Source organism: Rhodococcus sp. NPDC003318 (genome assembly GCF_042879035.1).
Taxonomy (GTDB): domain Bacteria; phylum Actinomycetota; class Actinomycetes; order Mycobacteriales; family Mycobacteriaceae; genus Rhodococcus_G.
Genome location: NZ_JBIAOU010000007.1, coordinates 21,238 through 38,965 on the forward strand (window position 1 = coordinate 21,238; position 17,728 = coordinate 38,965).

21 protein-coding genes, 2 tRNA genes and 1 riboswitch are annotated in these 17,728 nt (G+C 69.6%); of the genes, 10 read left to right on the top strand and 13 right to left on the bottom strand.

The genetic code is table 11. The features are described 5' to 3' along the window. Positions 1-4 precede the first annotated feature (4 nt). Positions 5-541, bottom strand: a complete 537-nt coding sequence (locus ACFYVR_RS13550; protein ID WP_387473768.1) for a tRNA adenosine deaminase-associated protein — start codon at positions 539-541, stop codon at positions 5-7. A 49-nt stretch (positions 542-590) separates the two neighbouring features. On the opposite strand from ACFYVR_RS13550, the gene ACFYVR_RS13555 reads away from it, so the two are divergent. Further along, the gene (locus ACFYVR_RS13555) at positions 591-1,559 is read left to right on the top strand and encodes a prephenate dehydrogenase (RefSeq protein ID WP_387473771.1); all 969 of its coding nucleotides are present in this window, start codon (positions 591-593) and stop codon (positions 1,557-1,559) included. Between the two features lie 40 nt (positions 1,560-1,599). On the opposite strand, the gene ACFYVR_RS13560 is transcribed toward ACFYVR_RS13555, so the two are convergent. Next, positions 1,600-2,190, bottom strand: a complete 591-nt coding sequence (locus ACFYVR_RS13560) for a putative glycolipid-binding domain-containing protein (protein ID WP_387473773.1) — start codon at positions 2,188-2,190, stop codon at positions 1,600-1,602. A gap of 238 nt (positions 2,191-2,428) precedes the next feature. On the opposite strand from ACFYVR_RS13560, the gene ACFYVR_RS13565 reads away from it, so the two are divergent. The 4 genes from ACFYVR_RS13565 to ACFYVR_RS13580 all read left to right on the top strand — a co-directional run bounded on the left by ACFYVR_RS13565 (position 2,429) and on the right by ACFYVR_RS13580 (position 6,337). Next, entirely contained in the window at positions 2,429-2,950 is a 522-nt protein-coding gene (locus tag ACFYVR_RS13565) for a hypothetical protein (protein ID WP_387473776.1), read from the top strand. Between the two features lie 113 nt (positions 2,951-3,063). After that, positions 3,064-4,104, top strand: a complete 1,041-nt coding sequence (locus tag ACFYVR_RS13570; RefSeq protein WP_387473778.1) for an NAD(P)-dependent alcohol dehydrogenase — start codon at positions 3,064-3,066, stop codon at positions 4,102-4,104. Between the two features lie 77 nt (positions 4,105-4,181). Continuing rightward, a complete protein-coding gene (locus tag ACFYVR_RS13575; RefSeq protein ID WP_387473781.1) occupies positions 4,182-4,709 on the top strand; it encodes a hypothetical protein in 528 nt (175 codons plus the stop codon). A gap of 176 nt (positions 4,710-4,885) precedes the next feature. Beyond that, on the top strand, positions 4,886-6,337 hold the full coding sequence (locus ACFYVR_RS13580; RefSeq protein WP_387473783.1) for a PepSY-associated TM helix domain-containing protein: 1,452 nt from the start codon (positions 4,886-4,888) through the stop codon (positions 6,335-6,337). A 200-nt stretch (positions 6,338-6,537) separates the two neighbouring features. Here ACFYVR_RS13580 and ACFYVR_RS13585 read toward each other — a convergent pair whose 3' ends face one another. From ACFYVR_RS13585 to ACFYVR_RS13600, 4 genes are all read right to left on the bottom strand, one after another. Further along, positions 6,538-6,717: a hypothetical protein gene (locus ACFYVR_RS13585; RefSeq protein ID WP_387473785.1), complete on the bottom strand. Its 180-nt coding sequence runs from the start codon at positions 6,715-6,717 to the stop codon at positions 6,538-6,540. Positions 6,718-6,977: 260 nt separating this feature from the next. Next, positions 6,978-7,050: transfer RNA gene (locus ACFYVR_RS13590), tRNA-Arg, on the bottom strand. A gap of 65 nt (positions 7,051-7,115) precedes the next feature. Then, positions 7,116-7,207: transfer RNA gene (locus ACFYVR_RS13595), tRNA-Ser, on the bottom strand. A gap of 83 nt (positions 7,208-7,290) precedes the next feature. Next, on the bottom strand, positions 7,291-8,007 hold the full coding sequence (locus ACFYVR_RS13600) for a dienelactone hydrolase family protein (protein WP_387473788.1): 717 nt from the start codon (positions 8,005-8,007) through the stop codon (positions 7,291-7,293). A gap of 69 nt (positions 8,008-8,076) precedes the next feature. On the opposite strand from ACFYVR_RS13600, the gene hisC reads away from it, so the two are divergent. After that, complete coding sequence (hisC, locus tag ACFYVR_RS13605) at positions 8,077-9,162, top strand: histidinol-phosphate transaminase (protein WP_387473791.1); 1,086 nt, start codon at positions 8,077-8,079, stop codon at positions 9,160-9,162. A 73-nt stretch (positions 9,163-9,235) separates the two neighbouring features. Here hisC and ACFYVR_RS13610 read toward each other — a convergent pair whose 3' ends face one another. Further along, on the bottom strand, positions 9,236-10,213 hold the full coding sequence (locus ACFYVR_RS13610) for an alpha/beta hydrolase (protein WP_387473793.1): 978 nt from the start codon (positions 10,211-10,213) through the stop codon (positions 9,236-9,238). Positions 10,214-10,341: 128 nt separating this feature from the next. Between ACFYVR_RS13610 and ACFYVR_RS13615 the strand changes: the two genes are divergently transcribed. Both ACFYVR_RS13615 and ACFYVR_RS13620 read left to right on the top strand, forming a co-directional pair. After that, on the top strand, positions 10,342-11,160 hold the full coding sequence (locus tag ACFYVR_RS13615; RefSeq protein WP_387473795.1) for a DUF5602 domain-containing protein: 819 nt from the start codon (positions 10,342-10,344) through the stop codon (positions 11,158-11,160). A gap of 56 nt (positions 11,161-11,216) precedes the next feature. After that, the gene (locus tag ACFYVR_RS13620) at positions 11,217-11,552 is read left to right on the top strand and encodes a hypothetical protein (protein WP_387473798.1); all 336 of its coding nucleotides are present in this window, start codon (positions 11,217-11,219) and stop codon (positions 11,550-11,552) included. 32 nt (positions 11,553-11,584) lie between these two features. Here ACFYVR_RS13620 and ACFYVR_RS13625 read toward each other — a convergent pair whose 3' ends face one another. The 4 genes from ACFYVR_RS13625 to ACFYVR_RS13640 all read right to left on the bottom strand — a co-directional run bounded on the left by ACFYVR_RS13625 (position 11,585) and on the right by ACFYVR_RS13640 (position 13,807). Then, a complete protein-coding gene (locus ACFYVR_RS13625) occupies positions 11,585-11,734 on the bottom strand; it encodes a transposase (RefSeq protein ID WP_387473801.1) in 150 nt (49 codons plus the stop codon). Between the two features lie 111 nt (positions 11,735-11,845). Next, positions 11,846-12,574, bottom strand: a complete 729-nt coding sequence (locus tag ACFYVR_RS13630; protein WP_387473803.1) for a dienelactone hydrolase family protein — start codon at positions 12,572-12,574, stop codon at positions 11,846-11,848. 457 nt (positions 12,575-13,031) lie between these two features. Beyond that, positions 13,032-13,172, bottom strand: coding sequence for a hypothetical protein (locus tag ACFYVR_RS13635; RefSeq protein WP_387473805.1), 141 nt, complete (start codon positions 13,170-13,172; stop codon positions 13,032-13,034). A gap of 14 nt (positions 13,173-13,186) precedes the next feature. Further along, positions 13,187-13,807: a TetR/AcrR family transcriptional regulator gene (locus tag ACFYVR_RS13640; RefSeq protein WP_387473808.1), complete on the bottom strand. Its 621-nt coding sequence runs from the start codon at positions 13,805-13,807 to the stop codon at positions 13,187-13,189. 219 nt (positions 13,808-14,026) lie between these two features. Between ACFYVR_RS13640 and ACFYVR_RS13645 the strand changes: the two genes are divergently transcribed. Further along, entirely contained in the window at positions 14,027-14,977 is a 951-nt protein-coding gene (locus ACFYVR_RS13645) for a metal-dependent hydrolase (protein ID WP_387473810.1), read from the top strand. Beyond that, positions 14,977-16,125 carry a hypothetical protein gene (locus ACFYVR_RS13650; RefSeq protein WP_387473813.1) on the top strand — a complete coding sequence of 383 codons (1,149 nt, stop codon included), beginning with the start codon at positions 14,977-14,979 and terminating at the stop codon, positions 16,123-16,125. The genes ACFYVR_RS13645 and ACFYVR_RS13650 overlap by 1 nt, the downstream gene beginning before the upstream one ends. Here the strand turns inward: ACFYVR_RS13650 and ACFYVR_RS13655 are convergent. Both ACFYVR_RS13655 and ACFYVR_RS13660 read right to left on the bottom strand, forming a co-directional pair. After that, the gene (locus ACFYVR_RS13655; RefSeq protein WP_387473816.1) at positions 16,122-16,523 is read right to left on the bottom strand and encodes a class I SAM-dependent methyltransferase; all 402 of its coding nucleotides are present in this window, start codon (positions 16,521-16,523) and stop codon (positions 16,122-16,124) included. The two genes, ACFYVR_RS13650 and ACFYVR_RS13655, sit on opposite strands and share 4 nt — an antisense overlap. Then, positions 16,520-17,515 (bottom strand): ABC transporter substrate-binding protein, encoded by a 996-nt coding sequence (locus ACFYVR_RS13660; protein WP_387473819.1) that lies wholly within the window; start codon positions 17,513-17,515, stop codon positions 16,520-16,522. Before ACFYVR_RS13660 ends, ACFYVR_RS13655 begins: the two co-directional genes overlap by 4 nt. 58 nt (positions 17,516-17,573) lie before the next feature. Then, a riboswitch (cobalamin riboswitch) is annotated at positions 17,574-17,700 on the bottom strand. Positions 17,701-17,728: the final 28 nt, after the last annotated feature.

The following is a 17,728-nucleotide window of genomic DNA, read 5'->3' on the forward strand; positions in this document are numbered from 1 at the left end:
GCCACTACCGGGGTGTGGCGTCGAGCACCGCGGACAGCTCCGCGCCGAAGCCCAGCCGCTGCGCGATCATCGTCAACTGCTCGTCCGGATACAGGTCGGTCTCCGCGAGGATGACACCGAGGACCGGTTCGGGCAGCCCGAGGTCGGAGAGGACGCCGAGGTCGCCCTCCTCCCACGGTTCGATGTCGTCGAGGTCGTCGCCGTCGATGTCGGGCGTCTCGATGTTCAGCGCGTCGAGGACGTCCGCGGCGATGTCGTAGTCCAGTGCCATCGTCGCGTCCGACAGCAGCAGTCGCGTCCCCGTCGGCGCGGGACGCAGGATGACGAAGAACTCCTCGTCGACGTCGAGCAGCCCGAAGACCGCGCCGGATGCGCGCATCTCGAGCAGCTCCTTCTCCGCCTGTTCGAGACTGGTCAGTGCGGCCGCGGTCAACGCGGTGCACTTCCATTTGCCGTCGTCGAGCACCACTGCAACACCGAAGCCCTCGAGGTCTTCGAACTGATCCGAGGGGGCGTTGTTCCCCGCGCGCTGAGCAGCCATGCGGCAACCGTAGTCCGCGGGTGGCCCCTTCATGAAGTCCAGTGGACAAATGTGTCAACCTATCCGGGTGTCAGCGGAATCGACGGCTCCTCCGGTGTGTGTGCTCGGGCTCGGATTGATCGGAGGATCGGTGTTGCGGGCCGCGGTCGCCGCCGGCCGCACCGCGTGGGGGTGGAACCGGTCCGCGGCCGCCGTCGACGGTGCCCGCGCCGACGGCTTCGACGCAGGCACCGACCTGCGGGCCGCCCTGGTCCGGGCCGCCGAACAGGACGCGATCGTCGTGGTCGCGGTCCCGGAGCCCGCGCTCGACGCCGTCCTCACCGAGGTCGCCGCGCACGCCCCCGGCTGCACCCTCACCGACGTCGTCAGCGTCAAGGGGTCGGTGCTCGCGGCGGTCCGCAGGCACGGACTGGCAGCACACTTCGCGGGCGGGCACCCGATGGCCGGCACCGCCGAATCCGGCTGGTCGGCCGGCGACACCGACCTGTTCCGCGGGGCGGTGTGGGTGGTGGCCGCCGAGGACGACACCGATCCCGGCGCGTGGACCGGCGTCGCACGACTGGCCCTGGACTGCGGCTCGGTGGTCGTCCCCGCGGGTGCGGCCGAGCACGACGCCGCGGTCGCGCGGATATCCCACCTGCCGCATCTGCTCGCCGAGGCGCTCGCGGTGACGGCGGCGTCCGGCGGCGACCTGGCGCTGGCCCTGGCGGCCGGTTCGTACCGGGACGGCACCCGCGTCGCGGGCACCGCACCCGCCCTGGTCCGGGCCATGTGCGAGGCGAACGCGCAGGCGTTGGCGGTGGCGTTGGACGAGGCGCTGGCGCTGCTCACCGACGCCCGGCGGGCGCTGGCGTCGACGGGGAGCACCGAGGTCCTGGTCGAGGCGGGGCACCGGGCGCGGCAGCGTCACGACACCCTCGGCCGCTGGGACATCACCGATGTCGCGGTGGGGGCACCGGGTTGGGCGGAGGCACTGCGGGACGCCGGCCGCCGCGGGGGCGCCGTCCGCGCACTGTGAGTCCTTCCGGCCCGCACGGGGACCGAAAGGACTCACGGGGTCAGATCCGTTCGGCCAGGCCGGGATAGTCGACGACGAAACCGTCCGCGTCGACGGTGACCGACGAGCTGGACACCGGCGAGAGCACGTGGATGCCGTCCGGGCCGGAGCTGTAGGTCAGGTCCGCGGGCCGCACCCGCAGGTCCGGCAGGTACACGTACACGACCGGAACCTGGATGTCCTCGGAGTTGTGCTGCAGGGCGAGCCTGCGGATCGGCAGCGTGTTGAAGAACGGGCTCAGCACCACGTCCACGTCGAGGGCGCCGCCGAACGCGGACCGGTGGTGGCTCGAACCGTCCTCGATCATCCAGTAGCCCTCGGCGTCGCGGCTGATGGACACGTGCCGCTCGCCGGACGCGAGACTGGTCCGCAGCGAGAGCCGCCGGGTGACCCCCGCCTCATCGGTGACGAGGTCGTAGGACGCGCTGAAGGCCGGATGGTCGGCGCACTCACCGCCGATGATCCGGCCCGCCGCCTTGATGCGTTTGCCGACCAGCTGCACTCGTACCGATTCCATCCGAGGTGCGTTGTGAGCCCGCCACGTCAGGACCGCAGGCCAAACGGTTTCGGCGCCCAGAGCTGGATTGGTCACCTGTCTACCGTAAGCGACGGGGCGCCGATCAGCATCGGTGGACTCGATCCCGGTGTTGGCGCGTCGCGGCGATGCCGCACTCCGCCCCGAGGGCTCCGCATGTGGACGGCGCGGCGACTCGACAGAACATTCTGGACGACCGTCCGGAACTTCACCCCACAACGATCAAAACGATGTGACGGATAACACATTGGTTACAGACTGGAATGGATTGGATGACAGTCCCAGGAGGTATCCGATGGCCGACACTCAGGAGATCTGGTCAGCGCAGGCCCGCGACGTCCTGATCGAAGTCGCAGGCACGTACCAGCGCACGCTCACCTACCAGCAACTCGCGGACGCGGTCCAGGAGCGGTCGGGGGTGTACACCCGCAACCTGCTGCAGAACTGGATCGGCAAGATCCTCAGCCGGGTCGCCGCCCAGTGCAGCGCGAACGCCGAACCCCTGCTGTCGTCGCTGTGCGTCAGCGTCAACGGCACGGTCGGCGACGGCTACGCCAAGGCCGTCCGGGCGATGTACGACGTCGACCCGGGTGACCTCGAGCTGCACGCCGCCGAGGAACGCCTGCGGTGCTACCGCTACTTCGGTGCGCTCGACCTGCCGGCCGACGGCGGCGTCGCGACGCTCGCGCCGAGCGTGGTGACGGCGCGGGCGAAGGCACAGAAACGCGACCGCAGCCGACGCCGGGAACTCGTCATCACCTGTGGTGAGTGCTTCCAGATGCAGTCGCTGACCGGAAAGTGCGGCTGCACTTGGTGAGTGATCCCGTTGTCGCGGGTGCCGCCCCGGGCTAGCGTCTGCAGACGTACTTGCGGCCTCGCTCATCCGGCCGACACACGGCCCGGCGCGTCCGCAGCGGAAAGGTGCGTCGCATGAAGGCAATCCAGTACACCACCATTGGCGCCGAGCCCGAGGTCACCGAGATCGAGAAGCCCTCGCCGGGCCCCGGCGAGGTGCTGCTGAAGGTGACGGCCGCCGGGGTGTGTCACTCCGACGACTTCATCATGAACCTGCCCGCGGAGCAGTACATCTACGGGCTGCCACTGACGCTCGGCCACGAAGGTGCCGGCACCGTCGTCGAACTCGGCGAGGGCGCGTCCGGAATCGAGGTGGGGACGAACGTGGTGGTGTACGGCCCCTGGGGATGCGGGACCTGCTGGCACTGCGCCCGCGGCGAGGAGAACTACTGTTCGCGGGCCGCGGACCTGGGCATCATGCCGCCGGGCCTCGGGTCGCCGGGCGCCCTCGCCGAGTACATGATCGTCGACTCCCCGCGGCACCTCGTTCCGATCGGCGACCTCGACCCGGTGACCACCGTGCCGCTGACGGACGCCGGGCTGACCCCGTACCACGCCATCAAACGATCACTGCACAAACTGCGCGGCGGGTCGACGGCCGTGGTGATCGGCACCGGCGGGCTCGGCCACGTGGCGATCGAACTGCTGCGTCACCTGTCACCGGCACGCGTCGTCGCGCTCGACGTGACCGAGGAGAAGCTCGAGTTCGCACGGTCGGTCGGCGCGCACGAGGCGGTACTCTCCGACAAGTCCGCGGTCGACAGCGTCCGCAAGATCACCGGCGCGGCGGGCGCCGCGCTGGTCCTCGACTTCGTCGGCTTCCAGCCCACCATCGACATCGCCATGGGCGTTGCCGGTATCGGCTCGGACGTGACGATCGTCGGGATCGGCGACTTCGTCGCACACGCCAAGGTCGGGTTCGGCCAGAGCCCGTACGAGGCGGCGGTGACGTCCCCGTACTGGGGTTCGCGCAGCGAACTGATCGAGCTTATCGACCTGGCCCATCAGGGGATCTTCGACATCGCCGTCGAGCGGTTCAGCCTCGACGACGGACCGGAGGCCTACCGCCGGCTCGCCGCGGGCACCCTGCGCGGGCGCGCCGTCATCGTGCCCTGACCAGCGGGCTCGCCGGGAATCGATCCCGGCGAGCCCAACTGTTCGCGCTGGTGGTGCGCGCTTGTAGTCTTCGCGGCATGACCACCCGGGGGACGACGATCGCGCGCATGCGCGGTGGCTTCGTCGGCTCCCTGTCCGGCGCGGTGGCCGTTGCCGCCCACGCGAGCGGCGGCGGCGCGGCCCCGTCCTGCAGTGCGGCGGTGTTACTGCTTCTGGCCTGCACCGCCGTCGGCGCGCTGGTGTCCGCCGCACGCCCGCCCACCCGGGAACTGCCCTTTCTGATCGCCGCGCTGATCGCGGGTCAGGCGACCGGTCACGCGGCGCTGACGGTCGGCGCCGCATCCCACCACGGGACGCAACCGACCCCGACGATGCTGACCGCGCACGCCGTCGCCGTCGCCGTGGCGGCGGTCCTGATCCGCGGCGGCGGACGCGGCCTCGCCGTCGCCGCTTCCCGTGTCCGGGGCGTCCTCCCGGCACCGTTCACCGCGGTCCCGGTCGAGGTCCCCGGCTCGCCCACCGTCCCGGCCCACCGCCCGGAATTCGAACGCTGGCTGCTGGTCGGCGCCCGGCTCGGCACCCGCGGACCACCCGCACTCGTCTAGCGCCGTCCGAATCACGCCGTCCCCGGATCATTTTCCGGACACGGCGCGTCGTCGTGCGCCCATCTCACCTCCACAGGCGGCTACGCCACCTGTGCGCGAGTTCGGTAGCCAGGGCTACCGAACTCGCGCACGGGGCGCGGAGCGCCTCTCCCCCATACCCGCATCGAGGTACAACCATGTCCGCACCCGACATCGTCGGGGCCGCACCGGCCCCGAGTTCCACATCCACCGACTCGCCGCCCGGACGCCGGTACACCCTGCGCCCGCTGATGATGCGGCTGCACTTCTACGCCGGCATCCTCGTCGCCCCGCTCATCCTGATCGCCGCCGTCAGCGGCGGCCTCTACGCCGTCGCGCCCGCATTGGAGCAGGTCGTCTACCGCGACTACCTGCACGTCACGTACTCCGGCCCGGCGTTCCCCGTGGCCGACCAGATCCGCGCTGCCCAGCAGACGCGTCCCGACCTGACCGTCGCCGCGGTCCGACCCGCGCCCGACCCGGGCGACACCACCCGGGTCCTGTTCACCGACCCGACACTCGGCGAGTCCGAGCGACTCGCCGTGTTCGTCGACCCGTCGACAGCGCGACCGGTCGGCGAGCTCACCGTGTACGGCAGCAGCAGCGCGCTGCCGATGCGGACCTGGATCTCCCAACTGCACCGCCACCTGCACCTCGGCGAACCGGGTCGCATCTACAGCGAGCTCGCGTCGTCGTGGATGTGGGTGATCGCCCTCGGCGGGCTGTACCTGTGGTGGGATCGCTACCGCAAGGCACGAACCCGGGACGCCGCGTCCGCGCGGCTGCTCACCGTCGACCGGTCCACGAGAGGCCGGGCCCGCACGCTCGGTTGGCACGGGGCGGTGGGCGCCTGGATCGCGGTGGGTCTGGTGTTCCTGTCCGCGACCGGCCTGACGTGGTCCAAGTACGCCGGCGAGAACGTCGGCGACCTGCGCACCGCGCTGAGCTGGACGACCCCGTCACTCGACAAGACCATCGACGACGCGGCACCGAGCGGCGGCAGTCACGAGGGCCACGGCGCCGCGGCCACCGCCGGCACCGCCGACACGTCGATCCTGGACTCCAACGTCGACCGCGTCGACTCAGTGCTCGCGATCGCCGCCGACAACGGCGTCGACCGGGCTGTCGAGGCGTCCATCCCCGCGGCCGCGTCCACCGCGTTCACCGTCGCCGAGACCCGGCAACCATGGGCGCTCGCGACCGACTCGGTCTCCGTCGACGGCGCCACCGGCCACCTCGTCGACGTGTTGCCGTTCTCGACGTACCCGCTGGCGGCGAAGCTGACCTCGTGGGGCATCGCCCTGCACATGGGTCTGCTGTTCGGCCTGCTCAACCAGATCGCGCTGGCCGCGCTGGCGGTCGCGTTGGTGACGGTGATCGTGCGCGGCTACGTCCTGTGGTGGCGTCGGCGCCCAACCCGCGGCTCGGACCGGGCCGTCGGCAGGCCGCCGCTGCGCGGCGCACTCCGGCAGCTGCACCCGGCCGTGGGAGTCGCGATCGTCGCGGCCGCCGCCCTCGTCGGCTGGTTCGTGCCCCTGCTGGGACTGAGCCTGCTCGCGTTCCTGGCGGTCGACGCCGGGTTCGGGCTCGTGGCGCGGGCGCGCGCCTGACCCGTCGAGCGGGCGGTCACCGGGCTCGGCAAGATGCTCCGGTGACCGCCCGCTCGGGGTCAGCTGCCGAACAGGTTCTCCAGCGATCCGCCACCGGCCGGTTCCGCGATGCTGACGGTCACCGACACGGTCGCGTCAGGCGTCACCCCGTTACTCGCCGTCACGGTGATCGGAAACGACCCCGCGACGGTCGGCGTCCCCTACAGCACACCCGCCGGTGACAGGGTGATGCCTGCGGGCAACGCGTCCGCCGTCGTCACCGCCGGAGCCGGATCCCCCGCGACTGTGAACGCGAACGCGTACGGGGTTCCGACGGCGCCGACCACGACCGCGGCGAACCACCGCCCGCGACCTCGGTACGTCCTGTGGACTGTGGACATCGACGGCGTCGACATGCTGATCCCCCTGCTCAGTCGGATGGTGAACCGCTGCTCTCGCAAGGCACGACGGCCGCCGCCCGGTGGTGAACTTCCGACTGTGGCCACGGTCTCCGTTGTCTTGCCGGCAGATCGCCGCCGAGCATGCCAGCACCGCGACGAGCCCCGCCGGCACTTGGGGAAATCGCGGCGCCCCACCCTCGTGCGCGATATCCCCGAAACGCGACATCCCCGCCACCTGATGGTGACGGGGATGTCGGTTGTGCGCCCGAAGGGATTCGAACCCCTAACCTCTTGATCCGTAGTCAAGTGCTCTATCCGTTGAGCTACGGGCGCATGTCTTCAGTTGTGTCGGCGAACCGGCACATTACCGGTGAACCAACGTTGTCGGCGAACCGACATGGCGGAAGCGAGAGGATTTGAACCTCCGGTCCCCTGTAAGGAGGACAACTCATTAGCAGTGAGTCCCATTCGGCCGCTCTGGCACGCTTCCTAGGCTCAGGTCCTTTCGAACCGCCGGGACGAAAGATTACACACGGTCCGCCGGATATACCAAAACAGCAGGTCAGCCCGGTGTTATCGCAGATTGCCGTCGAACCAGTCGAGGATCCGCCGCTGCGCGTCGAGGGCCGGGTCGTCGTCCTCCGCGTCGAGCCGCAGCTGGGGCGGTTCGTCCGCGCGGTGCGCGAGACCGCGGTAGCTGACGACGTTCGTCGCGACGGGGGCTTTCGCGACGGCGTCGCGGAGCCGTTCGACGTGGGCCGCGGGAGTGTGCGGATCGTCCTCCCCGTACAGCCCCAGCCACGGGGCCTTCAGGTCGAGTGCGACATCGACGAGGGCGGGAACGTCGATGCGGAGTCCGGCGACGATGCCGCGGGCCGCGACGCTCACCGCGGCACCGATGGGGCGGTTGGTCGCCACCAGCAGTGCCGCGGTGCCCGCGTCGTCGAACCCGAGGACGCCGACACAGTCCGGGTAGACGCCGCGGGCGACGAGCCAGTCGAAGGTCGCGTCGAAGTCGGCGAACAGGGCGTCGCCGAACACTTCGACGGCGGCGTGCGCCCCCTCGCGGTGGAACAGGTCCGGTGCGACGGTCAGCCATCCCTCGCCCGCGAGCAGGCGCATCAGGTCGAGCAGGGCGTCGGACAGTTGGCGTGACTCGTGCAGAATGACGATGCCGCCGCGCGGGAGCCCGTCCGGGGCAACACCGGTGAGTGAGACCCGCTCGGGAGCGGCGTCCCGATGCGCCCCGGCGCCACGTACGACCGCACCGTCGGTGAAGATTCCCGACATACGTCCACCTTGGCACGGCCCGGACCACCGCGCCCCCACCAATTTTTGTTGCGGCGCATAATGCAGTTCGTGACCGCACGCATTCGTCCCGACCTCGCCGACATTCCCGCCTACGTGCCCGGACGCAGTTTCCCCGGCGCGATCAAGCTGGCGAGCAACGAGACCACCGCGGGCCCCCTGCCGTCGGTGGCGGCGGCGATCGCAGCGGCGGCCGCGGGCGCGAACCGCTATCCCGACAACGGCAATCTCGCGTTGCGGGAGGCGCTGAGCTCGGCGCTCGGTGTCGACCTGGACCGGATCGCGGCCGGCTGCGGGTCGGTGAGCCTGTGCCAGGAGCTGGTGCAGGCGACGGCGGGGCCCGGCGACGAGGTGATCTTCGCGTGGCGCTCGTTCGAGGCGTACCCGGTGGTGACGAAGGTCGCCGGCGCGACGCCGGTGCAGGTGCCGCTCACCGCCGACCAGGCGCACGACCTGGACGCGATGGCCGCCGCGGTGACCGACCGCACCCGGCTGATCTTCGTCTGCAATCCCAACAACCCGACGGGACGCACCCTGAGCGCCGCGGAGATCACGCGGTTCCTCGACGCCGTCCCGACGGACGTGCTGGTCGTCCTGGACGAGGCGTACATCGAGTACGTGCGGCCCGGCGACGACGCGGGCGCCACCGTCCCGGACGGAGTCGCACTGGCCGCAAGTCGCCCCAACCTCGTTGTGCTGCGGACATTCTCGAAGGCGTACGGCCTCGCCGGCCTGCGCGTCGGGTACGCCGTCGCGGATCCGGCGATCATCACCGCGCTCGGCAAGGTGCACATCCCGTTCGCGGTGAGCGTCGTGGCGCAGGCCGCGGCGATCGCCTCGCTCGACGCGGCCGCGGAACTGCTCGCCCGCACCGACGCCGTCGTCGGCGAGCGCACCCGGGTGCGCGACGCGCTGCTGGCCGCCGGCTACGACGTGCCGGAGTCGAACGGGAACTTCGTGTGGCTGCCGCTCGGCGAGAAGACCGCCGCCTACGGTGCGGCGAGCGGCGAGGCCGGGGTGATCGTGCGCGCGTACGGGACGGACGGGGTGCGGATCACGATCGGCGACCCGCACGAGAACGACGCGCTTCTCGCGTTCGCAACCGGGGCCGGGCTGGAGATCCTGAAGTCGGAGTGAGGAACACCCCGGGGACGGGCGCGAATCCTCTTGGCGCGCCCGCGTACTCGCCGTGCCGAGTCGGACGTCCGGCTCAGACACCCATCGCGCGGGACAGACTCGGCCACGACGAGCGCAGCGCGTCCTGCCAGTACAACCACGTGTGCGTGCCGGCCGGGCGGTAGTCGAACGTGGCCGGGATGCCCAGCTCCTGGAGGCGTCGCTCGAACCCCAACGTGCAGTGCAGTGCTGCCGCCTCGAGCGGGCCGCCGAGCGCGGCGACCAGCGGCAACGCCGGGTCGTCGAGGCGGTCGCGCGGACCGAGCGCGCCGTTGCCCACCGACGAGTACACGACCTTGCCGCGCAAGGCCGCCGCGTTGTGCAGGGGGTCGTGCGCAGCCCAGTCCGGGTCGTCGTCGAGGCCCCACATGTTGTCGGCGTCTCCGTTCACCAAGCCGACCGCGCGGCGCACCACGAAGCGCGCCTCGGGGCTGGAGGTGTCCGCACATCCGCTGTACGAGGCGACGCCGGTGTAGAGCTCGGGCCTGCGGGTGATCAGGTTCAGCGCGGCCGCGCCGCCCATCGACAGTCCCGCGACGGTGTTGACGCCATTGCCGCCGAATTCGGTGTCGATCAGTGGTGGCAACTCGTCGGCCAGGAAGGTCTCCCACCGGTTCACGCCGAGCACCGGGTCGGCCCGCTGCCAGTCGGTGTAGTAGCTGCCCGCCCCGCCGACCGGGAGCACCACGTTGACCGGCTTGTCCGCGAAGAAGTCGGCCGCATCGGTCTCGGTCGTCCAATCGCTTTCGCGCCCACCGGATTCCTGCCCGCCACCGACCCCGTCGAGCAGGTACAGGGTCGGATGCGCGGTGTCGCGGTCGGCGGGCAGCAGGACCTGCACCTGGACGATCCGGCCCATGGCCGGCGAGTCCACGAACACCGCGGCGCGGCGATCGGTGAGCATGGTGACGTGATCGACGGACGCGCCGCGCGCGGGGAGTTCGCCCGCGACGGCTGCCGGCGCCGCGAACACCGTCGCCACCGCCGCTGCCAGTGCTGCCATCACCCTCATCGGACCCACTTTCGTCGGCGGCCCCACCCGAGACCACCATCGCAGATCGAGACCCCGAACCGCCGTTGCACCGCGCACCACAGGGATACCATTGTGGCGCCCATCACGTTCGCGAACGAGGTGTTCCCATGCACACGTCACTCCGCTTACGGTCCGCTGGTCTCGTCGTCACCGCCTGCGCGACGCTGGTCGCCGCCACCGCCTGTACGGAACCGGCCGCGTCCGCGGCGACCGGTACCACGTTCGACGGTCCGACCGTGAGCGTGGGCAACGGGACGGCCCGCTCCTACGTCACGACCGCCGCCGACGGCACCCCGGCCGCGACGGGGATCCGGATGACCGCGACCGCGCTGGACGGGCTGACACACGCCGCCGACGTGCCGATGCAGGTGTTCGACCTGGCGTTGCCTCAGGACGCGCCGGCCACCGTGTTCGACCACCTGACGGTCGACTGGAACCCGCACGGCCACGAACCGGCCGGGGTGTTCACCAAGCCGCACTTCGACATGCACTTCTACATGATCGATGCGGCCGCGGTCGGCGAGATCACCCCGATGCGAATCGACTTCGTGCCACGTGCCTCGAATCTTCCTCCCGCGCAGTACATGCCGACCGGATACGCGGCGCCACCCGGACTGCCGGCGATGAACACCGTGCCCGACATGGGACTGCACTGGATCGACGCGGCCGCCGGTGTCGGCGCGCCGGGATACGACTTCCAGCAGGTGCTCGTCGCCGGATCCTGGGACGGCGCACACACATTCCTCGAGCCGATGATGACGCACGAGTGGATGCTCACCAAGCAGAGCGTCGACGAGGCGGTCGCACAGCCGGAGAAGTGGGCGAAGTCGGGCTACTACCCCACCACGTACACGGTGCGGTTCGACGACTCCACCTCCGAGTACGTCATCGAGCTCGGAGGGATGACCCTGCGCGAGGCCTCCTGACCGAAGACCGAGAACAACTGCCGGAAAGCGGGTTCGCGATGAGGATGATCACGACGATGGCGGCGTCCGCCCTGATCGCCGGAGCGGTGGTCGCGGGAACGGGTGTCGCGCATGCGGATCCGGTGCCACCTCCGCCGCCGTTGACCAAACAGCAGGCCCTCGACAACATGCTGGTCGAACTGGGTCTCGGCTGGGCGCAGGGCGGGGCGGCGGGCACCGCCATCGGCACCGTCATCGGGCTCGGTGTCGGCTGCGTGTCGATGTTCCCGGGCAGCCTCGCCGGTTGCATCATCGGCGCCCCGACCGGCGCCGTGATCGGGGGTCTGATCGGCATGGGCAACGGCAACCCGAAGGTCCAGCAGTCCATCGAGACCTACCTGAACACGCCGTGACCCGGGAAGGCCGCTGGAGCGTGTCTCCCACCTCACGGACCACCAGCTCGATACCGGTACACGATGCCCTCGACGACCGTGCGATCGTTCCGGAAGGGGCGGCCCTCGAGTCCGTCGGAGGAGGGCAACATCGGTTCGATCAACGCCCACTGGGCGTCGGACAGGTACTCGGTACGTGACACGACGCCCAGTGTCGTTGATGGAGACGCCCCTGTTGGGAGATACGTTCTGGCCATGGACGGGAGACCGCGCCCGATGATCGCGGTTCGATCCGATCGCGCTACAAGCAGGTCCTACTTCAGATGCCGGGCGAAGAACCGGTTTCCCTCCTCTCCCGCGAACGGCGGGACGCCGGTGTGCCCGCCCATATTGGCGTGCAGCGTCTTCTCCTTGGAGGCGAAGGCGTCGAACAGGTCCAGGGCCTGTTGCCGGTCGTTGCCTTCGTCGTCCCACTGCAGCAGGACATGCAGCGGAATTGTGACCTCACGGGCCTGCTCGAATATGGTGCGCGGCACGTAGCTTCCGGCGAACAGAACCGCGGCCGCGATGCGCGGCTCGACGACCGCGAACCGGACGCCAACCGAGATCAGCCCTCCCGAATACCCGACCGGGCCGTCGATTTCGGGCAGCGCGAGAAGCACGTCGAGGACGGCCCGCCATTCCGGGACGGACTGATCGACGAGAGGCAGGACGAGCCGGTCGACGATGTCGTCGGTCACCGGCTCACCGGTATGCAGCACCCGGTGCAGGTCGGCGCGGGCCTGGTCGGCCGCCGTCGAACCGGGCCGCTCACCGCTCCACGGGAGCTCGATGGTCGCCGCGGCGAAGCCCGCCGCCACGGTGCGCCGGGCCCGATCCGCAAGCCGGGGGTACATCCGGTGCAGGCCCCCGGGGTGGCCCAGCAGGATCAGCGGCGTTCGAGCGGATGAGGATCCGGGCGTCCACAGGATGCCGGGGATTTCACCGAGGGTGAATTCGCGTTCGAGGACGTCGTCGAGACGCTTTTCGGAAGTGAATTGCATGGTCGTACCTTTCGGGAGTGCTCGTTGACGGCGCTCCCAGACGACCTATCGCCTGACCGTGACCCCGAAGAGGAGCACCCATGTCGATACTGCGTTCACGGGTATCACCTCCTCATTCGTTCGCACGGCTCCCCGAAAGTACCAGTGGCCGGTTGCGCGGCGCGAATCGATTTCGGAGTGTCCTGAACCGTCACGAGTTCGGGACCGGCCTCGGCGTTCAGACCAGGGCCGGTGGGCGCGGCGATGGTTGAGCGTCGTGGACGCTCTCGTACTCGCCCGGGGCCAGGTGATCCAGCCGAGAATGCAGGCGCGAGTCGTTCACCAATCGCACCACTGAGTCCGTCGGACGAGGACACATCGGTTCGACCAACGCCCGCCGGGCATCGGACAGGTACTCGGTACGCGACACGACGCCCAGTCGTCATGATGGTGACGCCCCTCATTTGGGAGACACGCTCTACCCGGCGAGGTCGTCCGGTCCGATCGGGTCGACTGCCCACGCCTCGGCGCTCGTCGCGGACCTCGCGCGCAACCACCGGATTCCGAGAAGCGCGATGCCCACCACCACCACCACCACGACGGCGGACAGAGGAACCATGCGGGACGGCAAGGCTACTCGACCCCCAGGCGCGTGGGCTGGGCGACGATCGCGGACCCCACCCAGCGCCGCAGGTACCGCCGCATCTCGTCGTCGTTGCGCGGCGGGTCACCGGGAGAGACGAAGAACGACTGCATCGTCCGCAGCACGAACTCGACGAGTTCGGTGAGCGCGGCGTCGTCGTAGCCGAACCGCTCCCAGTCGACGTCGAATCGCCGGATCATCGTCATGCCGAACACCCGCGCCTCGTGCGAGGTGAGACCCTCGGGGTGGACGTTCGTGTACGAACCGGACAGCAGAATCCCCAGGTGAGGCGTGCGGCGCACCTCGGCGAGCGTGTAGACGATGCCCTCGGTCATCGCCTCGACCGGATCGACGAGACCCTGCACGTGCCCGGCCAGCCGGTCGAGGAACCCGGCGACCGACGCGATGGCCGCGGCCCGCATCAATGCGTCCGCGCTGGGGAAGTACCGGTACACCGTCTGCCGGATGACGCCCAGCGACTCGGCGACGTCGGCGATGCCGATCGCCGAACCCGTCTGCCCGATGAGATCCACTGCGGTGGAGACGATCCGGCGCGACGCCTCGTCGTCGTCGTTCGGCGGGCTTCCGCCCCACCCGCGTCTACGTGCCACTGCCCGCTTCCTCGGCTCAACCGCGTCGCACGGAATTCTCGTCCGTCGACCCTCCGCATGAAGGGGCCGACGCTACCACCTCGGCCGTGCCGAGGACGAGATGACCGAAAGTGAACATACACATGCGCCGTTCTTCGTATGATCGCCTCCACGGGGGGACCTCGCGTGCCGAGAGTCCACCCGACCAGCCCGTTTTGCCGAGACACGAGGGAGCGCACCGTGACGCACCTGCATCCCCGAAAGATGGATTTCGGGTTCGAGGACGAGGACGTGCCCTTCCTCTGGAACCCGGAGAACCCCGCCTGGTCGAGCATGTCCAACGCCGTGTCGTTCCTGGCCATCGGCTTCGAGAAGATGATCGTGAAGCTGATCCTCCAGACCAAGCCGCGGATCTCCGACCCCGCGGTCGTGGAGGAGGCGGTGGCGTTCATGCGACAGGAGGGCCACCACTCCACCGCGCACCGTCAGCACGTCAAGGCGCTGATCAAGCGGTATCCCGGGCTCCAGAACACCCTCGACGCGGTGATCGGCGAGTTCGACCTCCTCACCGAGGCGACCTCCGTCGAGTACCGGCTCGCGTACACCGCCGATCTCGAGGCGACCTTCACGCCGGTGTTCAAGCTGATGCTCGACCATGACGCCACCCTGTTCCGGCCCGGCGACGACCGGGTCGCCTCCCTGTTCCTCTGGCACTTCGTCGAGGAGGTCGAACACCGCAGTTCCGCACTGATCATCTTCAATTCCGTTGTCGGAAGCGAGCTCTACCGGATGCGGATGGCGCCGTCGATCTTCGCGCACGTGATGAAGGTGATCCGGATCGCGTGCGCCGGGTTCAACCAGCACGTGCCGATCGGGGACCGCAAGGTCGACGCGCTGTCGATGTTCGCGATGCACCGCACCAAGCAGAAGGTGCTCACCTTCGTCGCGCCCTACCTCACCAAGGGCACGATGCCGCGCGCGTTCGACGGGCTCCCCCGCGGTGAACAGCTCACCGCCCTGTCCGGCATCATCCGCAGCCAGATGCCGAAACACGATCCGACACACGAGAAACTGCCCGCGCTGGCCGGCCGGTGGTTCGAGCGGTACGACGCCGGCTACGACTGCACCCGCTGGTACACCGCCGACACCCGAGCGCCGCGGCCCGCCCCGGCGGTATCGGAGGCCAACTGATGGCGGACCTGTGCTCCCCCACCTTCGCCGACCTCGCGACCCGCCTCGGCTTCTCGTGCGCGGAGGCCGGCGGACTCGTCGAGTTCCGCAGCCCCACCACACTCGAGAACTGGACGCTGCCGGTGCTCGAGTTCACCGTCGTGCTCGGCTCGCTGCTCGCCCTAGTCCTCGCGATCGCGCGGCTGCGGCGCCACGGTGACCCGACCAATCTGGTGCTCTGGTTCGGCGCGACCGCCTACCTGTTCGTCATCGAACCGCCGCTGTACTTCCCGGCCGCCTTCGGCATCGAGGATCACGTCGACACGATGTTCGCGCACAACGTGTTCACCGTCGACTTCCTGTGGGGCCGGCTCCCGCTGTACATCGTCGCGATCTACCCGCTGATGACCACGATCGCCTTCGAGATCGTCAGGATGCTCGGCGTGTTCCGGCGGTACGGCGTCCTCGTCGGCGCCGTCTGCGTCGGATTCGTCCACCACGCCTTCTACGAGATCTTCGACCACACAGGCCCGCAACTGCGGTGGTGGGAGTGGTCCCTCGACAACCCCGTCAACCAGCCGATGTTCGATTCGGTTCCGCTGCCGAGTGTGGTCGTGTTCGCCGCGCTGTGGCCGATGTCCCTCGCCTTCTGCGTCCAACTGTTCGTCGGCCGTCACGTCGACCGCGGCGAGCACTTCACGGGCCTCCAATTGGTCTGGCGCACAGTGGTGATCGGACTGCTGGCGTCGCTGGGCACCTTCATCCTGCCCCTCCCCGCGACGGTGTTCGGGGCGGGCAGCGACACCGTCCGCGGATTCCTCTACGCCGCCGAACTGGTCGTCCTGACCGTGGTCGCGGTCGTGGTCCTCGCCCGGCAGTGGTCGCGGCTGCGCCGCGACGACACCGACATCCCGGCGTACGGCAACGACTTCGTCCGCTGGTACGCCGTCGTGTATCTGGCCGTCATGGCCGTCCTGTGGGCGACGGCGCTGCCCGACTGGTTCGGCGCCGTCGACGGCGTCACCGACAACGGCGACCCGATCGGCAGCCTCTGGTACACGGCCGGCTGCTTCGCCATCGCGATCACCTGCGTCGTCGCCACATTCACCGTGCCGCGGCCGAAGTCGGATGCCGACTCCGCGGCGGTGAGCACACCGGCGGCAACCTAGGCGGCTCCGTAGACGACGTAGTCGTCGAACAGCTGCCACAACGTGCCCGACTCCGCGAACCCGGCCTGCCGGAGCGCGGCGAGCTGGAACTGCACCGTGGTCGGCGGGGTCGCGTCCCGCCCGGCGAACCGGACCCGGTCGCCGTGCCCCGCCAGGTGTTCGCGGGCCAGTTCGAGGAGCATCGGATCGTGGTCGAGAGCCACCACCCGCGCATCCGGGAACCGGTCGAGGATCCGGCCGCTGAGCGATCCTGGTCCGCAGGCGAGATCGACCGCGGTGAAATCGGTTCCGACGGCGAGCTCCAGCGCGTCGAGCATCACGCCGAAAAGCACTTCCCGGTCAGCGATGTAGGCGGCCTGCTGACGATCCCAGCGCTCGACGAGCTCCGCCGACTTCACTGCGCAACCCCGAGGTCGCGCAGCCCCGCGGCGAGTTCCTCGATGCCCGCGACGTTGCGGATCGACGGATCCATCGTGGTACCGCTGATGACGATGTACCGCTTGTTCTGCACCGCGGTGAGTCGACTCGCCACCGGATCGGATTCGAGGAACCGGATCTTCGCCTCGGCGCTGTCGCCATCCCCGCCACGTCCGAGATCCGCGAGCACCAGCACCGCCGGATCACGGTCCAGAACACTCTCCCAGCCGATTTCGGGCCACAGCTGCCGACTGTCGGCGAAGGCGTTCACCGCCCCGACCTCGCGAGTCATGATCCCGGGCGCCCCGCAGCAGCCCGCGATGTACGGCGTCGCGGTGCCCGCGTACCACCAGGCGAGCGTGACCCCGGACGGATCGATGCCGTCGGCCGCCGCCTCCGCACGGGATCGCAGGTCCGCCACGAGTGCGTCACCGCGCTCGGAAACGCCGAACAGCGTGGAGACGTCGCCGATTTCGGCGTACAGGTCGTCGAGCGTCAGTTCCGAATCCTGCACGGCGTCCTGGCCGCCGCATTCGCTCGGGGACTGGTACGTCGCGACGCCGAGATCTGTGAACCGCTGCCGGTCGGCGATTCCCTCGGCGGAGAAGGTGTAGTCGAACGTGGTGTAGACGAGATCCGGGTCGCGATCGAGGACGGCCTCGAACGAGGGGAACTCGTCGTCGAACCGGAACACCTCGGACGCCCGCTGTTCGAGTTCGGGAAGGACCGGATCGTCGACGAACGCGAGACCGGCGAGGCGATCCTCGACGCCGAGGCTCAGCAGCAGCTCGGCCGCCGGCTGATTGACGGCGATCGCCCGCTCGACGGGAGCGTCGAGCGACACCGTGGTGTCGCAGTTCGTGAGGGCCGTCGGGGCATCGTGGTCGGCCGCCTCCTCGGCGCCGCATCCCGCCATCCCGACCAGTGTCGCGGCCGCGATCCCGGCGGCCGCCATTCGGACATGTTGCTTCATGACACGTCAACTTCCTGCGGACGCCGCACGCGAGCGTCCACACGAGAAATGCCGGCGACAGTTCACCGACCCAGCAGGCGACCGGACTCGGGGCGTCACCCCACACCGTTGCGCGTCAGTTCCGGATTCCCACCGGATTCCACCTGATCCCGATTGTCGGGATTGCCTGGCATCGCGGAATCTAGCAGGCACGGACTCAGCCGGGCCCCGCCG